The organism is Solimonas marina (assembly GCF_012241385.1).
Classification (GTDB): Bacteria; Pseudomonadota; Gammaproteobacteria; order Nevskiales; family Nevskiaceae; genus Solimonas; species Solimonas marina.
This window is the reverse complement of record NZ_JAAVXB010000002.1, coordinates 275,122-299,897: the sequence shown is the minus strand read 5'-3', so window position 1 is coordinate 299,897 and position 24,776 is coordinate 275,122. Positions and strand designations below refer to the sequence as shown.

Below are 24,776 nucleotides of genomic sequence, written 5' to 3'. Positions count from 1 at the left end.
GCGGAGGCGACGTTGATCACTCTCGCGCCAGACCTCAAGGCGTCAGCGCTATCCCTGCTGCAGGGATACCTGCCAACGTCGGTATGGCTGGCGCCGTATGTTCCAGAGAACTTCTCGTACAACACGGTGCCACTCGCGACTCATGATTCCGTGATCGCGTCGGATGTTGGCTATTGGACGACTCGATATTACACGCGCGACGAGGATATTACCGATGCAGTCCGGCTCCTGCCCGATCTACACGACAGTATTATCGGCGACGTCCCCATCGGCGATGTCGACTATCGGTACGGCGGGGTCGCGCCAACGCTGCCGGGCGATGCAGTGTTTCTGGCGTGCGAGGATCGATTCGGCGGCTTGGTGATGCACTACGGCTGCACCGTATCTGTCGATGGGCTGATGGCATTTCAGAACACGTATACGGCTACGGAGCATTACCCGTACGGGACCCCCAACAGGGTGGGGCACGAGTTCTATGTCGAATCGATGAACTTTGGGCTCGCGTTCGACACAGCGTACTACCAGACGCTGGATATTTCCCGATACGGGCTGAGCGCGAACCTGGGGCCGTACTGCATGCTGCGAATCTTCATCGCCTTGATGGAGAAGGATGGCGGCGCACAACGACCTCGCCTCGAGTTGTATGCCGGCGATCCCAATGGGGATCCGCTCTCCACCGATTTCGCGGACGAGCCGATTGCTGCGGTGGACTTTTTCATCCCAGCTCTTCCTTCCGGTGGCGAACTGGTCGCACTGCAATTGCTCGAACCGATGCAGTTTCAAGTGCCAGCCGATACGGATTCGCTGTGGGTGCGGATCCTGAGGCAGACTGGCGATCCTGCATTGTGGGCGCCGGTGTACCTGCGCCGGCAGTCGGACAGCTTCTACGAAGCGGGCGGCGGGGTCATCATCGATGCCGATGGCGTGTATTCGGGTGATTACCTGCGACTGGCTGACTTGCGGCTTGCTCTTCCAATCGGCGAACTCGGCAAACCGGCAACAGTCGGGTTTGCCTCCCCCGTGTTTAGCGCAAGTGAGATTGATCCGACTGCATCGCTTCTGGTCCGTCGAGAGGGCGCTCAAGCAGCATCGGTTCAGGCTACGACTGAGGACGTCACGGCGATCGCCGGCGTGCATTATGTCGCGTTCGATGCTGCGATCAGTTGGGAAGCAAACGACACTCCGATGCAGTTGCTCCCGATAACCTTGATCCCGATCGAGCTGCAGACGCTGGATTGGACTGAGCCGCCAGCCGGCTTCGGTTTGTATCCGACAACCGGCACCGGCTCGGAAGTATTGGACGGAACAGACGCTGAAGGAAACAGCGAAATCACGATGACGTGGGTGGATGGTTCGCCCCGTCGCGCAACGTACGTCTCACAACAATTCGCCGCCGGCACTCCGGAACGCCCATTTGAAATCAACTTCAAGCTCAAAGAGCGAGGCTCGCTCTTCCGCGTCGCAGTCGGATCCGGTCCCACTGATGGCAGTGCTTCTCCTTACATGACCGGCCTTGCGGTCGATGCTGGCGGTGTGTACGCCATGAACGGAGCATCACCGGTGTCGATCGATTATGAAGCCGAGCTTCTGACGATAATGGCGAAGATCGATACAGTTTCAACTGAAAGTGGCATCCAATCGGCCGCATTCGTGAAGCTAGGCATCAATGGCCGATGGGTCGGAACCGACGATCAGGCGCTTTGCGAAAATGTCGACGATGTGCCGTGGCAGGCAGTGGGGATAGGGGAGAATTACAGCCAGTTCTTCATCTGCATCTCCGGCGAGACAACATCGGATGCACCGAGCATCGATGTCGTTTACTGGCAGGGCAGCGATTCCGAATTAAGCTTCACCGTAAAGTTACACGACGCTCATCCGAAAAATCTGCTCGACGGTGAACACGTCGTCAATACTGCAATCGTCTCGATCTTTCGGAACAAACTCAGTGAGATCATTCTGCCGCCTACAGATGATGACTGCTTGAAATGGTATTCAGGCGGTGGAACACAGCTCGATGTTCCAACGAACAGCCTCGAGGTCACGACAGACATTGGCTATTCGGATAGCTTGGCTCTCACTGATGGCCTCTATATCGAAGCTGACATCGATCAAACCCTGTACCTCGCCTGCGGTTCGTTCGATAGCCCGATAAATGCGGGAATGGTTGACCTTTCAGGCGGCAAAATCGGCTTCTTCGACATCAGCTATGACCTCACCGCTGAAGCCCCTGCTCGAGTGGGCTTCCTTTACAATCAAGGAGGGCTGAAAGTCGGGGTGAACGGGCAGTGGATCAACCCCGACACCGGCGCGCTCGCTGCTGACCCCGACTCGGTTTCTTTCAAGGACATCACGGGTGGGGGCTCGAGCCAGAACTTTCTGTTCGTGCTGATCGGGCCTGCGACCTTCTATGCCGAGCAAAATCAGTTGCATCGGCCGGCCAACTCAAGCGCCTATCCATTCACGCATTTCTGCCTTGGAGATACAGGCGTCCCCGCATACTGGTGGACGGAAGTTACCGGGGCAACCCTAAGCGACAACGACTTCACCGCCACGCCGAATGGGGGCATCGACAACAATAATCGGCTTGAATCAAGTGCGCGTACGGGCAATGGCTATCCAACAGAGGGGATTTACTATGTCGAATCCGAAGTGAATCTTGGTGATGGCTACGCGACGACCTACTTCTTCGAAGCGTTCATGTATGCAAACGTTGTCTTGTGGTCGCGCGAAGAATTCGGGCTATCCGGGTATGTCGCTCTGGATTCCGGGTACTCATCAAATTTCGCCTTCCCGGATCCAAGCACGGCGCCCAGCACTGAAAGTATCCGCTTTGGTATCGTTGTCGACTTCGATAACCAGCAGTTCAAGATTGGCTTCTCCGTCAATGGGGTCATGAACTGGATCATCAATGGTGACGGAGCCAGCGACGCTACGTTCACGACGAACTACGAGTCGGCGCCATGGACTCCACGTGTCCGCTCTGACAACTCGGTATCTAATTACTTCGTATGGCTGTGGGCCGACAACAATCACCCGATCGATGAAACTCACTCATTCTCGATCATCCCGTATGCCGATGATCAGAGATACAGACCGGCAGGAGTAGAGGCTGCTCTGCCTGGCTCGAATGCGAGCGGATAATGGCGAAAGCGAATAACTACGGAACTCTCGACGTTACGTTCGCGCCATTCACGATCGCTGGGGCGATCGACGTGGTTATTCCAGCGACTGAAAAAGTGTTGCTAACGGACAACCAGGTACGCGTGCAGAGTTTCATGCACCCGTCGGCGCGTGAGAGATTTTTTCTTTTTGGCGACGAGAACGGGGGGCATTTCGTCGCGAGCGATCACTTCATCTCTGGCGGCAGCGTGACCACGAAGCTTGATGCCTCGAGCGAAGCCGAGGCACGCCCCCATTTCACAGCGGGAGCGGCAGCACATCTCGTCTACGAGCTGCAAGGATCTGTGTCTCTGGAATTGCGCGACTACATCGCTGATTTTGCTGTGGCCGCGGAACGGCTGAATACCACCGCACAAATCGCCGTACACTTGCTCGCGAGTCCGGAAGCGCGCGATCTGCTCACGCTTGTCGAGAACCTGATCGTCAAGACCGAGGCCAGCGAAAATTCTGGCGACATGGTGAGCATCGGCGATTCCCTTCTCACCTCTGTCCAGCAGATGCTGCAGGCGATCGATACGGCTGCAGTCAGCGAGAGGGCCAACGGATATGTCGGCGCGCTGCTCGGAGCCGGCGACGGCATCTCAGTTTCCGATTCGCTTCGATACGGACTACAGGCACGGATCGTGGAAGCGGTGCTGCTTGCAGCTTCGGCGGTGCGACAAGCGGCGATTCCTTTCAACGCCTTTGACACGCTCTACGCCAACGACAACGGCACTTCGTCCGCCGTCGCGCGCTTCATTGCGCGCGAGCGCTTCATCGTCAGCAATCCGCTGGCGGACAGCGATGCCGGCCGCGGCGAATACCGCGCGCCATACTATTTGTGGGGCGACGGGCGCTGGACTGCCTACTATGGCGACGGCGTATCCGGGCGTCTGGACGAGAAACCATGAGCGAAGAGACCGACGCGGTTGTTGCGACGTTCGACTGCTGGGCGGTCAACAGCGAAACGGCTGCCGCATCCCGCTACGAGAATTTCCCGTTCCATTCGATGGTCCGGATCGGCGATCACTACTACGCCACGTCTGACGAAGGCCTTTTCCGGCTCGGCGGCGACGACGACGCGGGCGCCGAGATTCACTGCATGCTAGTGACCGGCAAAACTGACTTCGGTACAGAGGCTCTGAAAAGCGTCACGCAGGCGTCGATCGGGTACAGCGCTACATCGCCCCTCCTGTTCTCCGCGATCTACAACCAGAGCGGCCAAGAAACGAGCGTTACCTATCAGGTCGATTCCGGATATGTCGGCGTGGAACGTGAGGCGCGCGTCAAGATCGGCCGCGGCGGAAGATCCCGCTACTGGCAATTCGTTATCGAGAACACGGCAGGTGGCAATTTGACGCTTGACCGGCTCGATTTCGATGTGATGCGGCTGAGCCGGCGGGTATAGTTGATGCGCGAGATGGGCCCCATCAACTTTGTCCTAGACGGCGACAAAGTGCGAGCCCAAGGATTCGTTCCAGTCGGGCGTTCGCTGCTTGGCAGAATGAAAGCCTACTTGGCAGGGGCAAGCGGTGCGAGGACGTGGTCACTCGATGATGGGGTCCGAATTCGGACGATCAGCACGGGGTCGATCGACAAGGTCATGATCTTCGCGCCGGCGCCCACACCTCAGAACGAAGAAGAGTCGAGTGGATATTACTTCGTCTATCTGTTCGGCTCATTCACGGACGAGCCTCCCCGCGTATTCGGTTGGCGCGTCGCGCGTGACACCGACAAAGCGACGTCTATTCCAGGCCTTCCTGCGGAGATACCGGGGATGTCGGTCCCATCCGGCGGCCGTGTGCGGTGCAGCGCCGATAATCACGCGCACGGCAGCGAAATTGCCGTTCTGGTGAACATCTACGCCGATAACTTCTCGACGACCAGCACACCGATCAGCTCTCATGTCGTCGTGTACCGGGCAGAGCCGACTACCGGCAGCCTGACACATGTGAGCTCGCTGACCTCAGCCGAACCGCTGTTCGATTGGGGAACAGGAGAACTGTTTTACTCGACTGGCATCTATGCCTCCCAAGCCGCGCAGAAATACATCGTGCGCAGCAACGATTTCCTGATCGACGACTACAGCACAAGTGGCCATTCTCGCCGTGCGAATCGAGCCTATCTTTTCGACGCCGACGGAAACACGCTGACCTATTTCGATGACGAAGAATCTGCCGATGGTGCGGTACGCGAGCTTTCGTACGCGATCAGCCGCGTGGGCATGAGTGCGCACCATCCGACACTGAAGGTTTTCTACACCTCATTCACCCGATATCGAACAAGCGGTGGCGGCACGACCTATTTTCGAGCGTACAGCTACACGAACCCCGGAGATCCGCCAGCCCTACTATCGGAATTCAGCTTGGATGTTGTCGATGTTTTCATGACGCCCACGGCGGTCGCTGTTTCCGAAGATGGCGGATCTCTGGTGACGCTGGTCGCGGCCCCTGGCGGATCCTGCACGTGGCATCCCCTCAATGCCGACGGCTCATTCGCCGGCGGCCATTGGTTCAATGATTTGTTGACGAACCCTCCGTTGGACCTCACCGATTCGGCGTGGCGCACGAACTATTTCGCGGTCACTCGATACGCATCTGGAAGCCCCTATTTCGAGGGCAACATCGTCACGATGAATGCGCCTGGACAGCCCGGCGTGATGGCATTCAACACGTTCACCGAGCCGATGGATTCAAACCTCCCGCTCAGCACCGGAGCTCTCAGTTTCCTGCGGCTTCGCAGCGACGACTACGCGCAGGGCATGGTCCTCAGCGGGATCGAAACCTACGACCGCCGCAAGGCCAACTCCTGTGTTCGGTTGCTGAACGGCAAGCGGTTGCTCCGCTCGGTGGGACGGCGCGCGGACCTCAGCGGCAGCAGCTACGCTTACAGCGATGTTCCTCGCTTGTTCGGCCACAAGTTCACCCATGCGGCCACGGATGCGTGGTACGTCCCCACCGAAACGGTGAAGCTCGACGTTGCGTTGGCCACCGAGAGCGATATCGGCGGCATGACGAAAACAGACCGACTGTCGGGGATCGCGATCTTCGAGCCGCTGGAAGGCATGGGCACGTAGCCCTGTCTATGGTTTGCCCGATTCCGGGGCGGCGATGCTGCTGCCTGTATCGAGCCGAGCCGGAGACTGCGGTGTCTGAGGGATTCCTGAAGTTCAAATACCGCGCAAATCAGATTGCGGACTCTCTGCGGGATGCTGTCAGCAATGCTCGGTTGAACACCATCCGTGACGCGGTCGACGCGGGCCCCGGCGCTGGGAAGCTGAGGATTTACACAAGTCCGCGCCCCGCTGCCGGGGCGGCAATCACCACGCAAACGCTGTTGGCGACCCTCACCTTTGCAGATCCGTGCGCGCCTGACGCGGCCGCTGGCATTCTGCAGTTTTCGGATCTGACGGCCGAAGCCTCGGCCCCAGGTGCTGGCACTGCGCTTTGGGCGCGCGTCACCGATTCCGACGACAACTTCGTCCTCGATCTGGGGGTCGGAGCACTTGGCAGCGGCTACGACATCGAGCTTCTGGATATTGCGGTGACGGCCGGCGACGCCGTTTCATTGAATAGCGCGCTCGCGTTCTCCAGCGAGTAAGGACGGACTGCATGTCGTGGAACCCAAACCCGCCGCCACCTGATCCGCCGGATTACGATTCGTCGCTTCCGCTGTACCAGAATACGGGCGACTTCGTCTCGTGGGGCTACCGATACATCTACTATCTCGGCAGCCAAGCGTTCGATTCCGCGAATGGTGCGCTGACGTCGCTGGCGAACATGACGTTCCCGGACGCCCCAACGGTCGATTTCCCAGACTTTCCTACGCTGGACGTATCGTTCGCGCTACCGGATGACCCGTCCCTGCCGACGATCGATACGACACTGGCGGACGTTCCCGATGCGCCGACGGTCACGCCGCCGACGATCGACGATTTACCCGACGTGCCGACCTTCGAGACGGACGAGCCCGTCATCACGTTGCCGGATGCCCCGGACCCGTTCAGCGAAACAGCGCCGGATGCGCCTAGCATTGGGTTCGACATCACGTTGCCGGATGCGCCGGATATCGCCCTGCCCGACGAGCCGGCCCTGACCTCGTCAGCGCTGCCCAATGCGCCGGATATCGCCATTCCGGAATTTACCGCGGTGCCGCCGTTGGCGCCGGCCGAATTGCCCGCTGCCTCGTTCTCGTACACCGAAGACGCCTATGTGCGCTCCCTCGACGTCAAGTCGGTGGTGCTCGACATGCTGTCGGGCAACACAGGGCTACCGGCAGCAGTCGAGCAGGCGTTATTCGATCGCGCGCGTGCCCGCGAGGACATTACAGCCAAGAAGGCCATTGAAGAAGCGATCGAGGATTGGTCAAGTCGCGGATTCTCACTGCCAGGCGGTGAAGTTGCAAAGCGCGTCGAAGCGGCGCGGCAGAACAATCAGAATCAAGCCAACACACTGAACCGCGACATCCTGACGAAGTCGTGGGATGTGAAGATCGAGTCGCTTCGGTTCGCTGTGCAGCAAGGACTGGCGTACGAGGGCCAACTCATCGACCTGCACAACCAGTCTGCCGGCCGCAAGCTGCAGGCAGCCGAGCTGACCGTGCGCCTAGCGATCGAGTATTTCAATGCCAACGTGGCGTTGTTCAATGCGCAGATCGCACAGTTCAACGCGCAGGCTGAGCTTTACCGCGCAAAGCTGCAAGAGAGCGGGCAGAAAATCGCTGTCTATCAAGGTGAGCTGCAGGCGGCACAGATCGTCGGCGAGCTGAACGTTCAGCAGGTTCAACTCTATGCCGAACTGGTGCGGGCGCAGGTCTCGCGCATCGACATCTATAAGGGCCAGATCGACGGCGTGAAGGCTGAAGTCGATCTGAAGCGTGCACAGGTTGACCAGTACAAGGCGCTCATCGACGGCTATTCCGCGAAGGTGGATGCCAAGAAGGCAGAGTTCGAGGCCTGGGGCGAACAAGCCAAGGCAGAAAGCGTGAAGGCCGACATCTACCGGTCGACCACACAAGCGTTCGCGGAGCGCGTGCGTGCGTACGGCAGCAACATCGATGCAGTGCTTGCTACGGTGCGCACTGAGTCGGACATCGAACGCCTGCGCATCGAGGGCTATCAGTCGACACTCGGCGCGGTACGCGAACGCATTGCTGCGAAGTCCCAGCAGGTGCAAGCGCAGGGCACGCTGTTCGACGCACAGGCACGTGTTTACGCATCGAAAGTGGGCGCCATCAGCGACACCGCCCGTTCGACGATCGCTGCCTATCAGGCGCAGTCCGATACGGCGCGCGGACAAGCGGCGGTTGCCATTGAGAATGCCCGCATGGTCTCCGAGAACGCAGGTCGCAACGCAAACCTCGCGATGGAAGCGCAACGCGGGATTGCGCAAGTGAGCTCGCAGGTCGCGGCTGGCGCCCTATCGGCGGTGAATGTGCACACCCAACTGTCCAGCTCCGGGAGCTATGGCGCCAGTGTCGACACTAGCGTTCGCTATTCGGTCGGAACCAATTATTCGGTCGATGGTGGGACAGCGACGGGCACTATGCCGGATCCAACCCCGCCGACCCTGCCTTACTGACGGAGCCACCAGATATGGCGATCGACGATCTTCTCTACCAGCAGGATCCGGCTCAGCGCGCCGCGCGCGCCGCGGCGACTCCGCGACCGGCGATCGACCCAAGGGCCGCATCGCAGGTTTCGCGGATGCGCGCCGCCGACAGTGCAGCCGCGCAGGCCACGCTCGACGCACAGCGGGCGCCGCCAGTGCGTACTCCGACAGGTGCGACGCAGGGGATCGAGGACGGGGTTCGCTCGTTCGGCGACAGCGCAAGTCGCGTCGCGCGCAGTCCGGCGGTCGGCGCCACCTCGCGGGCCGCCAGCCTGGCACGTGGTGCAGCACTGTCGGCGCTCCCGAGCATTGCGATCGGGTCGTCGATCGGATCTTTCGCGCGGCCGACGGAGGATTACTACAACCGGTTCGGTCTCGATCCACGGACGGTGGGCCAGAACGGGTTCAAGGATCTTGCGGCGCGCACCGGCGGCGTTATCTCCGATCTGGGGGCGTCGGTGCTCGACGCTGGCCTTGCACCGGTGAACTTCGTTCGGCAGTTCGGCGGCGCGGCGCCGCTGCAGACTTTCAGTTCGATCGTGCAGGCAAACGACAATCCGGCGCCGCGCCAAAACTCCGCCGCCCCGGGCCGCGGCACGACACCGCAGCAGCCGGTGACGACCGGCAGCTCGGCCGGCCAGCCGGCTCTTGGCCAGCAGACCGCTCGTTCTCCCGCGCAGCAGCGCAGCTCCACCCAGAACCAAGCCCCCCCTGGCGTCTACCGCCGCGGAAACACATTCAGCGATCAGCCGATCTCCCACGGCGTTCAATTCACCCCGCAGCGTGGCGGCTATGTCCAGGCCGCACCTGATGATTCGCAGCCGTCACTTACGCAGCGCTACCAGCGGCTCGCCGACGATCTGGCGGGCGCGCGCAATGTGGAACGAGCACGGCAAGCACAAGCTTTTGCGGCGAGCACCGCAGCCGAAAACCAGATTGCTGCGCGGAATCTGCTACAGAACGAGCTGCGAAATGCGCGACAGCGCGGCCTCGTGCCCGGTAGCCGCTTCGAGGCTCAGCTCATCGGCAAGCTGGCGGACATCACGGCGCAAGCACCGGACAAGGCGTTTGTCCAAACCCCGGAAGAAGAAGACGCTCTGACGACGTCCCAGCGGCAACGCCAACTACAAACCAAGCAAGCCGACCAGCAGGGCAGACAAGCCGACCAGCAAACCATCGCCGCAAATCTCGCGAATCAGGCTACCTCCCGGCAACAGCAACTGCTTTCGCAGATCGATCAGCTCCCGGGTGATGCAGATCCCTCGTTACGCCGGTCGCTCGTCGACCGCGCGCTGCTCGCACAGGGCAAGGATCCGGACGCCGGACGTTTCCAGGCCATCGAAAGCGTCGGCGGCAACGACGCGTTCCCGATCAAGACGCGCTCGCTGTACGACACGCGTACCGGCCGGGTCATCGGGGGCACCGGCGCTGTGGGTCAACAAGCTCAGCCGCCCGCAGGCTTCAAACAGATTGGCACTTCGAACGGCAAGCCGGTGTACGAGGACGCCAACGGCAAACGCATCATCGGGAACTAAGGAATGGCAGACGATTCGGCGCCAAAGGGATTTTCGGCCTTTAGCGGCACGCTCGACCCTGCGCCGTCGGGATTTACGTCATTCGATGGGGCTACGGATGAGGAAGTGAACCGCTCTCCCGTCGGGGAGATCGGCAACCAGCTCAAGGCCGGCGCGGAAGTTGAATTGCCGCAGATGATCGGGCAGGGACTGCAGTACGGCGCCCGCAAACTCAATGTGCCAGATAGCGCTGTTGCGCGCTTCGGCAAGCGCATTGCCGACGCGGCCGCCAAGCGGGGGGAACGCCCTGACTTGCAGCCGCACCCGGACGAACACAATTTCATCACCAACACACTGGCCAGTGGTGCGCGCCAGATTCCGCCGTCGATCGGCGTCATGCTGCCGCTCGCCGCAACCGCCCGCGTCGCTCCGGGCGTCGTCCCCAACTTGGCGCCCGAAATTGCGGGTGGCGTGTCTTTCGGTCTGTCTCAGGCTCAGGACACCTTCAACAAAGCCAAAGCCGCGGGGCTGTCCGATGCTGAAGCCGAGCGCGCCGCTGATCGTACGGGCTTAATCGAAGGAGCCGGCGAGACCATCGGTGGCCATTACCTTGGCAAGTTCGCAGATGTGACCGGCAAAGCGCTTGGTGGCGCCGCCAAGGGTGCAGAGCAGGGCATTCTGAAGCCTTACCTCAAGAGTCTGGCCAAGACAGCCGCTGTCGAAACCGGCACGGAAATGGGGCAGAACTATGGGGAGGCCGCCGTCGAGAAAAATGCCGGTATTGACCAGACTTCCCCTTGGGAGGCGGCGAAGGAGGCGGTTGCCCCTACGCTCGGCATGACGGCATTGCTGGCACCGTTTGGTCTGGCGGGACACGTGATGTCGTCCCGTGGGACGAAACAAGAGACCGTCGACCCGGTCGCCGCGCAGGAAATGCAGCGGCATGCGGATATCGCCGACCTCACCCAAGCCGCGCAGCAGCCGGCCGCAGGGCCGCTGACGAAAGCTGTCGGCCTCAATCCCGATGCGGCGGCGCAGGCCGGCCAGCCGGTGCTGGACGAACAGGTTCAGCCCACGAAGGGCCGCGCCAAGTCGCTCGGCGGCGAGTTCCGTGATCTGCAGAAACAGCAGCAGGCAGACGAGGATCAGCGCGCCGCGGTGAACGACGCGTACGACGGCATGATGACGTCGATGCGGATGACGCAGGCCGCCGATGCCGCCGCACGCCAGCCGCGCGCGCTGCCAGCGCCGCCGCCGGCGGCGGACGAACCGATCGACGGCGAATACCGAGAAGTCCGCGGGCCGATTCCGGCCGGTGCGCCGCCGGCGCAGCAGGCGCTCCCCTCGCCGGCTACGCAGAAGCCGGGCGGCGATCTGGTGCAGGGCGCCGATGGCCTCCGGCGGCAGACCTACGCAGAAGCGGACGCCGCGGCGGCGGCGCGTGCCCAAGCCGATGCGGTCAGCGGCCGTGCCACTGGTATCAAGGCGCCGCCGACCGAGCTGCGCAATCCGAAAGACGGCAACCCGTGGCGCTCGCACCTGGCAGCCAACGTGTTCCGCAAGAAGCTCGATGACTCCGACACGTGGGACGTGCGCCGGCTCGACAAGAACACCTACGTGCTGGCGCGCAAGCAGGAGGCCACCAATGGCGAAATCAGCACTCCCGAAATGGCTGCGGCAGGCAATGGGCGACCGAGTGCTGACGCGGCGGGAGGCGCATCAGTTCAACGCGGCACTGACAGCACCGGACAGAGTCAAGCGGGGAGGAATGGTGATCGTGCCGGAACCACTGCGCCCGTTGGCGCAGCGCCTGTATCTGTGGAACGTGCCCAGCCCCAGCCCTCACCTACACTGACGACCACCGATGGCAAACCGACCGAAGGCGCCGCCCCTGTAGCGCGGGACGTAAAAGAGCCAGCCCCAGAAGGGGCGGCCGAAGACAATTCACTGCCCGACGGCTGGACGGAGTCCTCGCCCGGCCGACTAGCAACGAATCAAGATCCCGAGCGCGGCGGAATTGTCGATCGCGCGATCAAGAGCGGAAAGTGGTTCGTCGTACCGAATAGGGACGGCATCGGCACACTCAAAGGCTTTGCAACCCGAGCCGAAGCCCTGCGTGCGCTAGACAAGGCGCTGTCCGCACCGAATGCACAACCCGAGGCGAAAGCGGCACCCGAGGAAGGGGCGGCGACAAACCCGGCAGGACAGGCCGTCACGACGCCTGCTGCGGATGCCGCCCCGACCACGGCTGCGCCGACGGAAATCCGCCGCGCCGATGGCACGCCTTTCCCTTCAAAGCTGGCCGCCGGCGCTGCCCGCGCGCGCGCTGGCCAGAAAGAAACGCACGACGTGGTGCCGGTCGACGGCGGCTATGCCCTGCGCCCGAAAGTCCTCACTTCTCCCAACGGAGCCCAGAGCAATGTTCCCACCGAAGAAAAGCAAAGCGTCACCTCCGGCAATGCCGGCCAACCGCAAGTTACCGAACCAGGCCCCGCCGTTCCCGCCGGCGCGCGCCGCGGGCGCGGCCCAGCCACCGAAGGGCAAGAAAAAGCGTCGGCAGGTGCCGCCGGCAGCGAATCAGGCAATCGGCCAGTTCTGACGCCGACCACCGACGCCGCGCACGAAACTCGCACCGGCACACAGCAACAGGCGGCGACGGCGACGGTCGTGGATGCCGCCGCGAAGAAATCCGCGACGGCCGGGTTCAATCCGCGCGAGGCGAAGGCAGCGCTGTTGAAGGAGATCGACGCGACGAAGCCAGCGGAAGATGCTGAAGCTGCGGCCACCTACGGCCAGATCATGTACGAGATGAAGGAACAGCGCCGGAAGGCCGCCGGTAACGGGGATTCGGCTAGAAAGGCGCTGCTCTGGATCACCGCGCGGGAAACCGACACCCTCCCGAAGCTGCGCGATCGCATCGGCTACGTGCGATTCAATGTACCCGGCGATGGCCGCTTCAAGGTTCTGAACACGCCCGAGAACCTGGCGGCATTCCGCAAGAAGGTCGAGAAGTCGGAAGGCTTCAAGGGCAAGGCGACGAAGGCATCCGCCGCTCCGGCACCGAACCCTGTCAAACAGCCAAAGCCGGTGCCGGCGTCACAGTCGCAGCAGGAAAGTACCGAGCCCGCCCCCACTAAAATGCGAGATAACTTCACGGTCGAACGCCTGAACCGCGACACGAATCGCATGGAGACAGTCACGTTCCAGCGCGGCGAATACGTGCGTGCCGGTAACGGGCAGCATCGTCGCCCGGAGACTGGCGAAATCGAGGGAGTTTCACATACTCGCGGCGAATTCAAACTCGGCGGTGTCTGGTACAAATTCGGCGCCGCTTACAAGACCGAACGCCCCGCGCGGCCGACGCCGACCGGCGCGCCGCTTTCAAGCGTCGTCGACGCCGTGAACGCAAAAAACGGAGAGGGGCTCACCGACGCAGATCGCGTGCCGGATGGCACACCCTTCACCCGCGCCGACACGGCGATCGAGAAGCTGCACGACGGCTCACTCAGGGTCGATGAATACAAGGCCGCGTTCGCCGGCCTCGTCGATGACCCGGCGTCAGTCAAGACTGAGTTGTCTAAGAAAACCAAGGACACCCTGCTTTCCCGTCTCAGTGGCTACGCTCAGGCGCGCTACAAGAACGACAAGAAGGCGGACATCGTTGAGGCAGTCTACGCGTCGATGCGCGACGCGTTCGCACTCGGCAAGAGTTACGGCCCGACCAGCTATTTCATGGGCCAGCGCGCCAAGTACGAAGCCGACAAGCTCAATGCCCTCAAGGCGCTGGTCAACGGCCAGACTGCCGAATCGCTGGCCGAATATGCAGCCAGCCTGAAGGCGATGCGCGACGAAGCGGCGAGCCAGCGCGAGGCAGCGCGCGAGGCAGTGAAGAACCCGAAGACGTTGGACGAGTTCAACGCTGCGATGCGCGCCAAGATCGCAGAGGGCATGCCGCTGCGCGATGCGCGCTTGACGCTCAGCACCGAGCAGCGCGCCAAATACGACCGGCTCGCGGCTGAGAAGTCGCACGCCGGTCGCGCCGATCGGAAGGACGAGCAGCGCGCGGTGCACGTCGCCGGCCAGAAGGTCGACAGCCAGATCATCGAGACGAAGCACACGCAGAAAGGTCATGACCTGTTCGTCGTACAACTCGCCGAGCGTGTGCCGCGCGAGGACTACGAAACGCTGAACGCCGGCGCGAAGAAACTCGGCGGCTACTACTCAGCATTCCGTGGCCGCGGAGCAGTGCCGGGCTTTCAGTTCCGTGAGCGCACAACCGCTGAAGCGTTCGTGAAACTCGCGAACGGCGATGCCACGCAGGCGCGGGAAGCCGCCCAGGCTCGCCGCGATGCGTTCGAAGACGACCGCTCGCAAACCGCCGTCGAGCGCCTGAACGAGATGGCTGACCGGCTCAAAGCACGCGCCGAGGAAGCGCTTTCCGTCGAGCGCAAGGCGAACACCGCGCGCCGCGCGCGTATGGCCGCCAGCGCCGAAGGTGCCGCGCGTGCCGACCAAGCGCTCGCGAAGACGATGCGGAACATTGCGCAGGCAATCGCCGACGGCCGTGCGGAGTTTCTGGATCGCGTCCGCACCAAATCGCAGGTCGAGATGCTGGAAGCGGCGCTGCGCAGCGCAAAGGGCGACGAGTTGCGCGCGAAGTACGAGAGCTACGGCGAGCAGTTGAAGAGGCAAGGACAACCGGCGACGGACGATACCGTCGAATACGCGAACTTTCCTGCCTTCACCCTGTTCCGCTCCGACCTCGCGGCGCTGGCCCGCCAGTTAGAGGAAGTCAATGGCTTCAAGCAGATCGCGCAGAAGCTCGCCAAGGTGGCCGACGACGTCAGCGCCGAGTACACGAAGTTCGCCAAGGAGAACTTCCATAAGGTCGCGCCGTTCGCGTTCAAGGACGGCACCGGCGCGATCTTCGCGAACCGCGAGGATGCCGAGCGGGCCATCAAACGGAGCGGCTTGCGCGGCAAGGCCATCGTAATGCCGCTTGGCCGCGGCAAGAACGCGATCGTCATGTCCCCTGCCGAAGCCATCGGCCGCGGGATCTGGCAAGGAGACGGCGACAAACGCATCACGCTGAAGCGGGAATTCGCAACCGAACTAGTCGACAAGCTCAAGGGCCGCCGCGACGTGCAGGCACCGTGGCAGTTCGTCGCCGCACGCGATCGACTCGCCGCGCTGTCGCGTATGGGGATCGAGACGGCGCCGGAATACCGCGCTGCACTGCGCGAACTCATCGGCCTACGCGAGCAGGCGCAGGAAGCGGATCGTGTCAAGGAACTCGAACGGTCGATGGTCGGACGCGCAAACGATGGCCTCGACTTCTTCCCGACGCCGGCGAGCGTCGCCGATGCGATGATCGATTCCGCCGGCATCCAGCCGGACATGGCGGTGCTCGAACCCTCGGCCGGCATGGGCCACATCGCTGACCGCATTCGCGCCGCCGGCGCCGAGCCGGATGTGATCGAGATTTCAGCAAACCGTCGCGAATTGCTGGAAGCCAAGGGTTACCACTTCGCCTGGGATGCCGACTTCCTGAAGTTTGAGCCGCGCAGCTCCTTCACCTACGGCGATGTATTCCAGCATACCGACGGGCGTCGAGGCGTGATGCGCGGCGGCGGTGGCATGGGTTCCGGCCGTGTGGGCTTCGTTCCAGAAGGCAAGACCGCGCGCGAATCGGAATGGGTGGATCGTGACGACCTGACCGGCGTTGAGAAGCGCGGGGTCAATAGCGGCTACGACCGCATCATCATGAATCCACCTTTCAGCGATGGCCGCGACATGCAGCATGTCCGGCATGCGTACGACCTGTTGAAGCCAGGCGGCCGCCTCGTCGCGATCATGGGCGAAGGTGCGTTCTTCCGCGACACGAAGCAGGCGCGCGAATTCCGCGACTGGCTGGTTGAGATCGGCGGCTCCGACGAGAAGTTGGCTGAAGGCACCTTCCTCGACCCGTCGCTGCCGGTGAACACCGGCGTCTCGGCGCGCATGGTGGTTATCGAGAAGCCGGCCGGAAGCACCGCGACGCCCAGCGATCCCGATTTCCGTCTCTCCCCACTCGCCGCCGCGATTCGCGCGTCGACCGTGAAGGCGATCCGTGCCGAACTCGACAACCGCTTCGGCGCCGCCGGCGTGCAGTCCCTGATCGATCGCGGAATCCTCAACGTCGTGCAGCGCGTCACCGACCTGCCGGAGAACATCCAGCGCAGCGCCGCGAAGAGCAAGGCCGATCCGCGCCGGATTCGCGGCCTGTACGACGGCTCACGGGCATTCCTCGTGGCCGACAACTCGAAGGCTGAGGATGCGACGTCGCTTCTGCTCCACGAGATCGGCGAGCACTACGGCCTGAAGGCCATGGTCGGCGACGAGAACTACGCCCGCCTGCTGAACGACGTGCGCCGCATGCGCGCCGCGCGCGAACCGGGCGTCACGAGCGCGTGGAATCGCGTCGAGCGGAATTATCGTCACCTGAAGCCGGGTGAAGATCGGTTCGTACGCGAGGTCATCGCGCACGTCGGCGAAACCGGCGATGCGCTCAATGCGTCGTGGTTCCAGCGACTCGTGCAGGCGGTGAAGCGCTTCCTCTGGTCGAAGGGCTGGCGAGTGCAGCTCAACGACAACGATCTGCGCAGCATGATCGTGGCGAGCCTGCGCCGCGTGATGAACGGCGGCGAAGCCACGGCCACTGCCACCGTCGATGCGTCGCTCGCAACCAACACCTGGCTCGAAAAAGCTGAGCGGCGCATGTCGAAGATGGTCGACGAGTGGCAGGCCGGCAAGGTGCGACCGACCGACACCGTTCTACTCGGCGACACCCCGCCGGTGCTGCGCGCGCTCGGCGCGCCGTCCGCGCAAATCGAAGTCATCGCAAGCACCCTGCAGAAGACGCAGGAGGGCAAGCACAAAGATTTCGGTATCACGCCGGAGATGCTGAAGCGCCTGCCATCGCAGCTCTACGATCCGCTCGCGGTTTTCCAATCGGAACGCGGCGATACGGGCCTCGTGGTGGTGACTGAGCTCGCGGATCGCATCGGTAATCCGGTGATCGCCGCTGTTCACATCGGAAAGCAGAGCGGCCGCGCGGTGGTGAACCGCATCGCGAGTGTCTACAGCAAGGAAAACGCCGAGAAGACTTTCAAAGCGTGGGCCGATAGCGGCCTGCTGCGCTACGTGCGAAACGACGAAGGCCCCGAACTGACTACGACCGGTCCCCTCTACTTGGGTAAGGTGGTTCAGTCAGCGCGGAGCCTCGGTACTGAATATAAGACCGCGGCAGATGTCGCGCAAGCCGATCGTCCGCTGTTCTCGCTGGCCGACGCGAACGCGCCGCAGTCGATCGCCGACGTGCGCCAGAAGCTCGGCGACTTCCTCGACACGCGCCGCACGTTCAACCGCTGGTGGCACGAGACGGTCGGCACGCAGTACCACAAGGCTCAGGTCGACAAGGATTTCGGCCGCGTGTTCAACCGCACGCAGGAATACCTCACCGATGTTTCGCGCTATGCGCTCGGTGCCGCCGATGCCGCGCAGGAAATCCTGCCGCGCTTCGAAACGTTCGGCGATCTGACCAAGTCTGGCGCGAGTCCGCGCGACCTGAAGCCGGTCGCCGATGCCATCTTCCGCGGCACGCTCGACGATCAGAAGGTCTTCACCGATGCCGAACTGCGCGACCGGTTCAAGCTGAACCCGAAGCAGGTCCGCCTGTACCGGCAGGCGCGCGCGGCGATCAACAAGAGCCTGAGCGACGTCGCGATCACTGACATGGTGAAGCTGGCACGGCCGGGCATCTCGGATGCCGTGGCGCGCCAGGCTGCCGCCGCCGACACGCTTGAAGCGGCGCGCGACATTCTCGCCGCTGCGGCGCCGGATATCGCGACGCAGTTCGATCAGAAGATCGGCCGCGTGCGTCAGCTCATGGCGGAGGGCTACGCGCCGCTGATGCGCTTCGGCGAATACTCACTGCACGTCACGAACAAGGCCGGCGAGACGGTCTACTTCGGGATGTATGAGACCGCCGGCGAGCGCAACCGCGTCGAGCGCCTGATGCGCGAGCAGTACCCGAACGACACCGTCAGCACCGGCGTCGTGAACGACGAGACCTACCAGATGTTCAAGGGCATGACACCCGAGACGCTGGAACTGTTTGCCGGCGTCACCGGCATGGATAAGGACGAGGCGTTCCAGCAATACCTGAAGCTCACCAAGAACAACCGGTCGGCGCTGAAGCGACTGATCCACCGCAAGGGCATCGAGGGCTACAACCCGGACCTGAAGCGCGTGCTCGCGCAGTTCCTGACCAGCAACGCACGGGCCGCGTCGTCGAACCTGCACATGGGCGAAATGACGAAGGCGTGGGCAGCGATCCCCAAGGACAAGGGCGACGTGCAGAAGCAGGCCGGCCGCCTGATTCAGTACATCCAGAACCCGCGCGAGGAAGCGCAGGGGCTGCGCTCGTTCCTGTTCTTCAACTTCCTCGGCGGCTCGGTCGCGTCGGCGATGGTGAACATGACCCAGCCGGTCACGATGACGCTGCCCTACCTTGCGCAGTGGGGCGCTGGCCGCGCCGGCAAGGAACTGACGGCCGGCATGCGCGTCGCCGTGCAGCGGCCGGGCGCGATCCGTGATGCCGGCCTGCGCGCGGCGATGATGCGTGCCATCAAGGACGGTACGGTCGAGCCGCACCAGATCCACGAGCTGTCTGCGGCATCCATGCGCAAAGAAGGCGATTGGGGACGCTTCGACGCCGCGCGCACCGTCGGCCGCAAGGCGCTCGTGGTGTGGGGACGCATGTTTGCGCTGGCCGAGCAGTTCAACCGCCGCTCGACGTTCGCCGCCGCGTACCAGATCGGACGCACGCTGTCGCCGGACCAGCTCGAGAAAGCCGGCGTCCCAGACGCCTACGCCTTCGCGGTGAAGGCCGTACAGGAGACCCAGGGCGTCTACAACCGCGGCAACCGGCCGAATTGGGCGCGCGGCGCCGTGGGCGCGACACTGTTCACGTTCAAGCAGTACAGCATCTCGTACCTCGAGTTCCTGAAGCGTCTGCCGCGCCAGCAGCGCGCGATGGCGCTCGGCGTGCTCTTCCTCGCCGCCGGCGCGAACGGACTGCCCGGCGCTGACGACCTCGACGACCTGATCGACACGATCGCGCAGGGCTTGGGCTTGTCGTGGAACACGAAGGAGGAACGCGCCAAGGCGATTGGCTCACTGCTGACGCCGATCTTCGGCAGTCAGGCGACCGACTTCGTGCAGAACGGTGTGTCGACGTTCCTGCCGATCGACGTGCAGGGCCGCCTCGGCATGCAGAACCTCATCCCCGGTACTGGCATCGGCTTGAAATCGCAGAAGGACAAGGGCAGAGAGATTGCAGAGGCCGTCGGCCCCATTGGTCGGCTAGCTGAAAATTACGGCAACGCCGCTGCTGGTGCGCTATCAGGAGATGTCGGTGAGACGGCTCGTAACTTGATCCCTGGAGCGCTGGAGAACATGTTGCAGGGCTATCTCATGGCGCAGCTCGGCTACTACAAAGACCAGCGCGGCCGGCGCGTCATCGACACGACCGTAGCAGACTCAGTCGCCAAGGCGATCGGCTTCAACCCCGAGAAAGTGGCGCGCGAATCTCGCGCCATGCAGGTGCAGCGACAGGACATCGAGCTCAACCGCGCGACGTCATCGGAGATCGCCGACCAGTGGGCACAGGGCATCTTCGAGCGCGATCAGGACAAGGTGAACAACGCGCGGGCGCGGCTCATGCGCTGGAACGCGCGCAACCCAGACTCGCGCATCATCATCCAGCCGTCGCAGATTCAGCGGCGCGTGAAAGAGATGCAGATGACCCGCTCGCAGCGATTCATCAAGTCGGCGCCGAAGGGGCTGCGGGAGCAGGTTACGGAAGCGGTCCGCTGACCGAACGGCCGCCGGCGGCATACGCCTTGAGCAGCGCAACGAACGCCGTCGCGCATTCGGGCTTGCCCAGATCGGACCAGTTCGATGCGCCGATCAGGCCGAACACCGCTTCGACGGTGCCCGCGGGCGTTGCCGGCCCAGGCCGCCCGGCCCGCGCGTACACGAACGCCTGAAACCCGGCGTCGCGCGAGCCCGCCATGAGCACACCGTGCGGCGAGCGCATTGGCTCCGACGTCGCCTGCATGGAACCGTGCGCATCGATGCCGGAGACGCCGACGGCTTGTGTTGGGGGCTTCGTGTTGTTCGTCATCGTCTTAAGCTGGTGTTGGGCCCCTTGTTCGCGCGGCGCAGTGCGCTGCACAACAAGATCGTTTCCGCCCGTTTGTTCCCACGGTTCGGGGCCTGGGGCCAGCAATTCCCTTTCGGTACTGCATGTGTTCGTCGTATCTGCGCGCCGTCAACTTCGATCAGACCCCAACCGTCTGGTATTTCGGCCGGCGACAGCAGTCCAGCCGGTGTCAGGAAGAATCGCCAATCCCCCATGCCGGTATCAGGAGACAACCGCCAAGGCTTTTTCCGGTCGGCCAGAAAATCGGAGCGCGAAACCTTCGCCTCTACAAGCACGCTCTCGCCGTAACGCCATCCAATCGCGTCAGGTATCTCGCCTGCGGCGCTGACCATCTCACTTATCACCACGCCGCAGCCAACGCTCTGGCGGAGCCACCGCGCGGCGCGGGTACATAGATCAGTATGCAGAGACCCAACAACGCGCTCCAGTGCGATGGTCACTCCGCTGCGCTCCGCACCCGCGCCTCAACCTGAGAGTTGGAGCGCTCTCGGAATGCCCTCGGGAACCAGTCGCAGCTTGTGCGAGCCGGGTATGTCACGCCGAAGGCTACGCAGCGTTTCAGTCCCACGCAGTCGCCGCACGTCCGGCCAGTGGGCAGTTCCATGCACGTCGTCGGCTTGCATGCCTTGTCGACGCAGCAGCCGTGCTTGTAGCGCGCTCCAACATCAGCTTCAACGCGGACGGCTACGCCGCCCGCTGGCTTATCGGTCTGCATCGGGTTTTTCCTGGGCGGCGCAGCCGCCGGTTAAGCTGGTATTAGAGCGCTTCTGATCGCGCAGCTCTTGCAGGTCTGCCATCACCGATGGGATCGCGGCAATGCAGTTGGCAACGCCGCGGTAGCGGGTCCACCGCATCGGCGCGTCGTCGTCAATGATCTGGCAGAGTGCCCAAGCAACGCGGTCTTCGGCGCTGGCTGCTTTCTCATCATACGGTTCGTACATCGTCGTCTCCTTTTTGGCCGCGCAGCGCTCTAATTTGAGTTGGGCTTCAATGCGTCGCGCGCCTCAATTTGCCACCACAGCAAGTAGTCATCCTGAGAGCGGCATGCAATCTTCTCCAGCGCCGCGCGCAGCCGCTCGATTTCAATATCCCGATGCGCCAGTTCTGCGGCGACGTCGGCTTTGCTGTGCAGGCCTTCGGCAGTCATCGCCATGACGTGCCGAAAGTAGTGGTCGGCCTGCTGGATCACGTCACGCTCTGCGTAGAGTTTTTCAGTCATTGCTCGTGCCTATTGGTCGCCATCGTCGTCCCAGCAGCTCATGTCTTCGTCCGCTGCCTCTTCCGGGTCGCCGCGCGGCCCCCAGTCTTCATCTTCGACTTCATAGGCCACCTCGGCTGCCGACTTCGCTAAGTCTTCAGACAGGCCGCCGACGTCCCTGTACCGCTTGGCGCAGCGGTCGATCCACTCAGCCTTCGTCAACGTTTGTTCGCTCATGATTTCTCCTTCAGCTCGCGTGCACTGCCTCGCGCTTCCTGCGAATCAGAAGTCCGATGTCGCGCATCGAGCACTCCACGGCACCGGCCTGCACAGCGAGCGCCCGCTTCGACATGCAGATGTCGAAGTGTTCGTAGCAGGTTCCCGCACGCTGAATCCACTTGCGCGCCACGCCGATCTGGTCGGCCATGGCTAGCAGTTCTTCGGTCGTGTCGGCGGCCATGTGGCACATCACCATCCGACCGAAAGCAGCCTTCATGTTGTCGACGTAAACGGTCATCGCTCTGCCCGCATCAGCCATGAAAGCAGCAGGCATGAGAGTCCACTCCCCGTCATCTGGAAAAGCGCAGCCCCTGCCGTCGTCCAAAAAATTGGAAACTCTCCCCGTAACCAGCCCAGCACCAGTGGAACGTCAAGCATGAAAAACACGCTGGCGATTACAAGCATCGGTCGGTTCAACGTACGCATCGCAATCTTTCACCTCCGCATTCGGTAATAGGAGTTCACCCAATCCCGCACCGTGATCCACGGCACCGGGCGCTTGAACTTGTGCTGCAGCTCCGCCGAGATTTCCTTGTAGGTGAACTCGAAGCCGCGGAGCTTTCGCGCGTACTCGACCATCTCGAACGGGTATGAGCAGGGCCGGCGCGAGCCGCGGCTCATGTAGACGACGCGCAGCTTCAGGGCGAGCTGTTCCTGCTTCACCGGCTCCGGTCGGCCGCGGCGGTGGCGCCGACGGCGCACCGCCCACAGCGACGCCATCCAGACACCGCCGGCGATATCGGCGGGAGGCCTGCTGAGCGGCAGCAGGAGCTGCACGCCCTCGACCTCGCGCGTGAACGCTTCGCGCTCTGCTTCAGCCGTGCGGCCCATGCCGCCCCCCGCGCTGCAGCTCGCGCACCTTCTGCTTGTACGTGGCCTCGAGCGCCTTCAGGTCGTCGATCGTGTATTTCCGTGGGGTCTCGTCACGTTCGATCCGCTCGACTTCGGCGACGCCAATTCGCGCGATCAACCCGCGGCGATAATCGACTGCCCGGCCGGCGCCGAACTGGTTGCAGTCCTTGCGCTGCGCATGAACGTTCATCTCTTCGAACCGCAGATGCGGCGCGCTGCCGACCGACCTGTAGTGCCCGGCGTCGTATCCGCCGCCGGTGAGCGCGCCGCCGCCCAGGGGACGGCCGCAGCAGATGCAGGGCTGGTGCTGATCGCGGAGCCGGATGAACCGGTTGAACACCACCTGCACGCGCTTGATCCAGTCGCGACGCGTGCGCAGGCGCTCCTTGGCCGCCCGATTCTCGGCGCGCACGGCTTTGAGCGCCGCCTTGCGCGCACGCGCTTCGACCTTCTGCGCTTTCTCGCGCACGAGGTCCAGCGCGCACGCCGGCTTGCAGGCGATCTGCATGCTGCTGCGCGGCTCGAAAGGTGTGCCGCAGTTCCGGCACTTCCTGATCTTGGCGGCCTTCATGATCCACTTCCCACAAGGCGAGACGCCTCTTCGATCTGCCACTGCTCGAGGTCATGCCAGTACGTGCGGATCAGGTAGTCGCAGAAGCCTTTGTAGGCGGCCTGAAACATCGTCTCGTCCATCTCGTCGAACGCAAGGCTGCGCGGCACGCGCACGATCGCTTGCATGCCGCCCTCGACCGTCACCGTGTACTCGTCGCACTCGACGCCGCTCAGCGCCTGAAGCTTCTTCAGTGCGCCGTGCGAATCGACCTTGCCGTTCTCCATCACGAACTGGTCGAAGTCGTCGAGATTGATCGCCATGTAGGTGCCCAGGCCGTGCGCTTTCTTCCACTGCGAATAATCGCGGGGCTGGCTGACGACGAGACGCACGAGCGCGTTGCGACGGATGCGTTTGCGCCGCAGGTGGTTGCGGCTGATCTGATCGGCGGCGACGAACGAGCCGTCGTCCGTCACGCGGGCATAGACCGCATCGGCTGCACGCTTGGTCACGGGACATGCCCCCACGTATAGCCGTGCAGCGCCGACCACGCCGCGTAGAAGCTGACGCCGTACTTCGCGGCCAGATCCTTGATGCCGGGGCCTTCGTGCCGGCGGCGGCCGCGGCCTTTCGGCTTCCACTCCGCGCGCATGGCCACCACCGCATCTTCGGTGAGCTTCGCGGCGCCGTTGCGGCGACCGACTGCGGGGTTCCCGAGGCTGCCGGCCCTCATGCGTGCGACTCCGCGCACTCGGCGCAGCAGGGCTTCGTCACCCACTTCCCGCAGTTCGGGCCGCGCTGGTGCTCAAGGTGCAGGCCTTCGGCCTCGAGCGCTTCCGACCACCAGCGAAACATCTGCGGCGCCGGGCAGCCGCGCGTCGATGCCCAGATGGTCAGCGCATTCGTCTCGAAGGCCTCGCGCGCGACGTTGGAGCGGAAGGCACGAATGTACTGGCGGCCGAGTTTCTTCCACTCGGTTTCGCCGAACGCAGCGTGCAGGTCCAGCACGCGCGAGCCCCAGGCGACCTTGGGCGACAGGTTCGACGTCTTCGCCGGCCGGTAGCCCAACTTCTCGATCACTCCGTTTGCCGCGGCGCGGCGCAGCGCGGCACCCCAGGCGCGACCGTCCGGCGGCGGCGCGATGATGCCGGCCGATGCGGCGACGACATCCTCCGCGAGAAAGTCGACATGCGTCTCCGCGTACGTCGCGATGAAGCGTGCCGCCTCGGCGATCCAATCCGGACTCACGCGATCGGCGTGCTCGCCGGCGCGCTGGATGCCGGTGTCTCGGCGTGCTGCGGCGGCTGCGGTGCTCAGGGGCTCTGCAGTTCCCATGTGGCTCTCCGGT

At 63.2% G+C, this 24,776-nt stretch carries 19 protein-coding genes; 8 read left to right on the top strand and 11 right to left on the bottom strand.

What is annotated here, in order from left to right; translation table 11 throughout:
* Nucleotides 1-12 precede the first annotated feature (12 nt).
* The 8 genes from G7Y82_RS04530 (at nt 13) to G7Y82_RS04495 (ending at nt 20,200) form a co-directional block, all read left to right on the top strand.
* Nucleotides 13-3,141, top strand: a complete 3,129-nt coding sequence (locus tag G7Y82_RS04530; protein ID WP_168146830.1) for a hypothetical protein — start codon at nt 13-15, stop codon at nt 3,139-3,141.
* Nucleotides 3,141-4,070 (top strand): hypothetical protein, encoded by a 930-nt coding sequence (locus tag G7Y82_RS04525; RefSeq protein WP_168146829.1) that lies wholly within the window; start codon nt 3,141-3,143, stop codon nt 4,068-4,070. The genes G7Y82_RS04530 and G7Y82_RS04525 overlap by 1 nt, the downstream gene beginning before the upstream one ends.
* The gene (locus tag G7Y82_RS04520; protein ID WP_168146828.1) at nt 4,067-4,567 is read left to right on the top strand and encodes a hypothetical protein; all 501 of its coding nucleotides are present in this window, start codon (nt 4,067-4,069) and stop codon (nt 4,565-4,567) included. The genes G7Y82_RS04525 and G7Y82_RS04520 overlap by 4 nt, the downstream gene beginning before the upstream one ends.
* A gap of 195 nt (nt 4,568-4,762) precedes the next feature.
* Complete coding sequence (locus G7Y82_RS04515; RefSeq protein WP_168146827.1) at nt 4,763-6,235, top strand: hypothetical protein; 1,473 nt, start codon at nt 4,763-4,765, stop codon at nt 6,233-6,235.
* Between the two features lie 71 nt (nt 6,236-6,306).
* Nucleotides 6,307-6,759 (top strand): hypothetical protein, encoded by a 453-nt coding sequence (locus G7Y82_RS04510; protein WP_168146826.1) that lies wholly within the window; start codon nt 6,307-6,309, stop codon nt 6,757-6,759.
* 11 nt (nt 6,760-6,770) lie between these two features.
* Nucleotides 6,771-8,738, top strand: coding sequence for a coiled-coil domain-containing protein (locus tag G7Y82_RS04505; protein ID WP_168146825.1), 1,968 nt, complete (start codon nt 6,771-6,773; stop codon nt 8,736-8,738).
* 14 nt (nt 8,739-8,752) lie between these two features.
* Nucleotides 8,753-10,303, top strand: a complete 1,551-nt coding sequence (locus tag G7Y82_RS04500) for a hypothetical protein (protein WP_168146824.1) — start codon at nt 8,753-8,755, stop codon at nt 10,301-10,303.
* A gap of 3 nt (nt 10,304-10,306) precedes the next feature.
* Nucleotides 10,307-20,200: a PLxRFG domain-containing protein gene (locus G7Y82_RS04495; protein ID WP_168146823.1), complete on the top strand. Its 9,894-nt coding sequence runs from the start codon at nt 10,307-10,309 to the stop codon at nt 20,198-20,200.
* Here the strand turns inward: G7Y82_RS04495 and G7Y82_RS04490 are convergent.
* The 11 genes from G7Y82_RS04490 to G7Y82_RS04440 form a co-directional block, all read right to left on the bottom strand.
* Nucleotides 20,181-20,510 (bottom strand): hypothetical protein, encoded by a 330-nt coding sequence (locus tag G7Y82_RS04490; protein WP_168146822.1) that lies wholly within the window; start codon nt 20,508-20,510, stop codon nt 20,181-20,183. The genes G7Y82_RS04495 and G7Y82_RS04490 overlap by 20 nt on opposite strands.
* Nucleotides 20,507-20,989 carry a hypothetical protein gene (locus G7Y82_RS04485; protein ID WP_168146821.1) on the bottom strand — a complete coding sequence of 161 codons (483 nt, stop codon included), beginning with the start codon at nt 20,987-20,989 and terminating at the stop codon, nt 20,507-20,509. The genes G7Y82_RS04490 and G7Y82_RS04485 overlap by 4 nt, the downstream gene beginning before the upstream one ends.
* Before the next feature lie 261 nt (nt 20,990-21,250).
* Complete coding sequence (locus G7Y82_RS04480) at nt 21,251-21,490, bottom strand: hypothetical protein (protein WP_168146820.1); 240 nt, start codon at nt 21,488-21,490, stop codon at nt 21,251-21,253.
* 29 nt (nt 21,491-21,519) lie between these two features.
* Nucleotides 21,520-21,768: a hypothetical protein gene (locus tag G7Y82_RS04475; RefSeq protein ID WP_168146819.1), complete on the bottom strand. Its 249-nt coding sequence runs from the start codon at nt 21,766-21,768 to the stop codon at nt 21,520-21,522.
* Nucleotides 21,769-21,777: 9 nt separating this feature from the next.
* Nucleotides 21,778-21,984, bottom strand: a complete 207-nt coding sequence (locus tag G7Y82_RS04470; protein ID WP_168146818.1) for a hypothetical protein — start codon at nt 21,982-21,984, stop codon at nt 21,778-21,780.
* A 10-nt stretch (nt 21,985-21,994) separates the two neighbouring features.
* Nucleotides 21,995-22,264: a DUF4031 domain-containing protein gene (locus tag G7Y82_RS04465; protein ID WP_168147134.1), complete on the bottom strand. Its 270-nt coding sequence runs from the start codon at nt 22,262-22,264 to the stop codon at nt 21,995-21,997.
* Between the two features lie 197 nt (nt 22,265-22,461).
* Nucleotides 22,462-22,857 carry a hypothetical protein gene (locus G7Y82_RS04460; RefSeq protein ID WP_168146817.1) on the bottom strand — a complete coding sequence of 132 codons (396 nt, stop codon included), beginning with the start codon at nt 22,855-22,857 and terminating at the stop codon, nt 22,462-22,464.
* The gene (locus G7Y82_RS04455) at nt 22,841-23,449 is read right to left on the bottom strand and encodes a recombination protein NinG (protein WP_168146816.1); all 609 of its coding nucleotides are present in this window, start codon (nt 23,447-23,449) and stop codon (nt 22,841-22,843) included. The genes G7Y82_RS04460 and G7Y82_RS04455 overlap by 17 nt, the downstream gene beginning before the upstream one ends.
* A complete protein-coding gene (locus tag G7Y82_RS04450) occupies nt 23,446-23,940 on the bottom strand; it encodes a DUF1367 family protein (RefSeq protein ID WP_168146815.1) in 495 nt (164 codons plus the stop codon). The genes G7Y82_RS04455 and G7Y82_RS04450 overlap by 4 nt, the downstream gene beginning before the upstream one ends.
* Nucleotides 23,937-24,161, bottom strand: coding sequence for a hypothetical protein (locus tag G7Y82_RS04445; RefSeq protein ID WP_168146814.1), 225 nt, complete (start codon nt 24,159-24,161; stop codon nt 23,937-23,939). The genes G7Y82_RS04450 and G7Y82_RS04445 overlap by 4 nt, the downstream gene beginning before the upstream one ends.
* Nucleotides 24,158-24,763 (bottom strand): hypothetical protein, encoded by a 606-nt coding sequence (locus tag G7Y82_RS04440; RefSeq protein ID WP_168146813.1) that lies wholly within the window; start codon nt 24,761-24,763, stop codon nt 24,158-24,160. The genes G7Y82_RS04445 and G7Y82_RS04440 overlap by 4 nt, the downstream gene beginning before the upstream one ends.
* Nucleotides 24,764-24,776 lie beyond the last annotated feature (13 nt).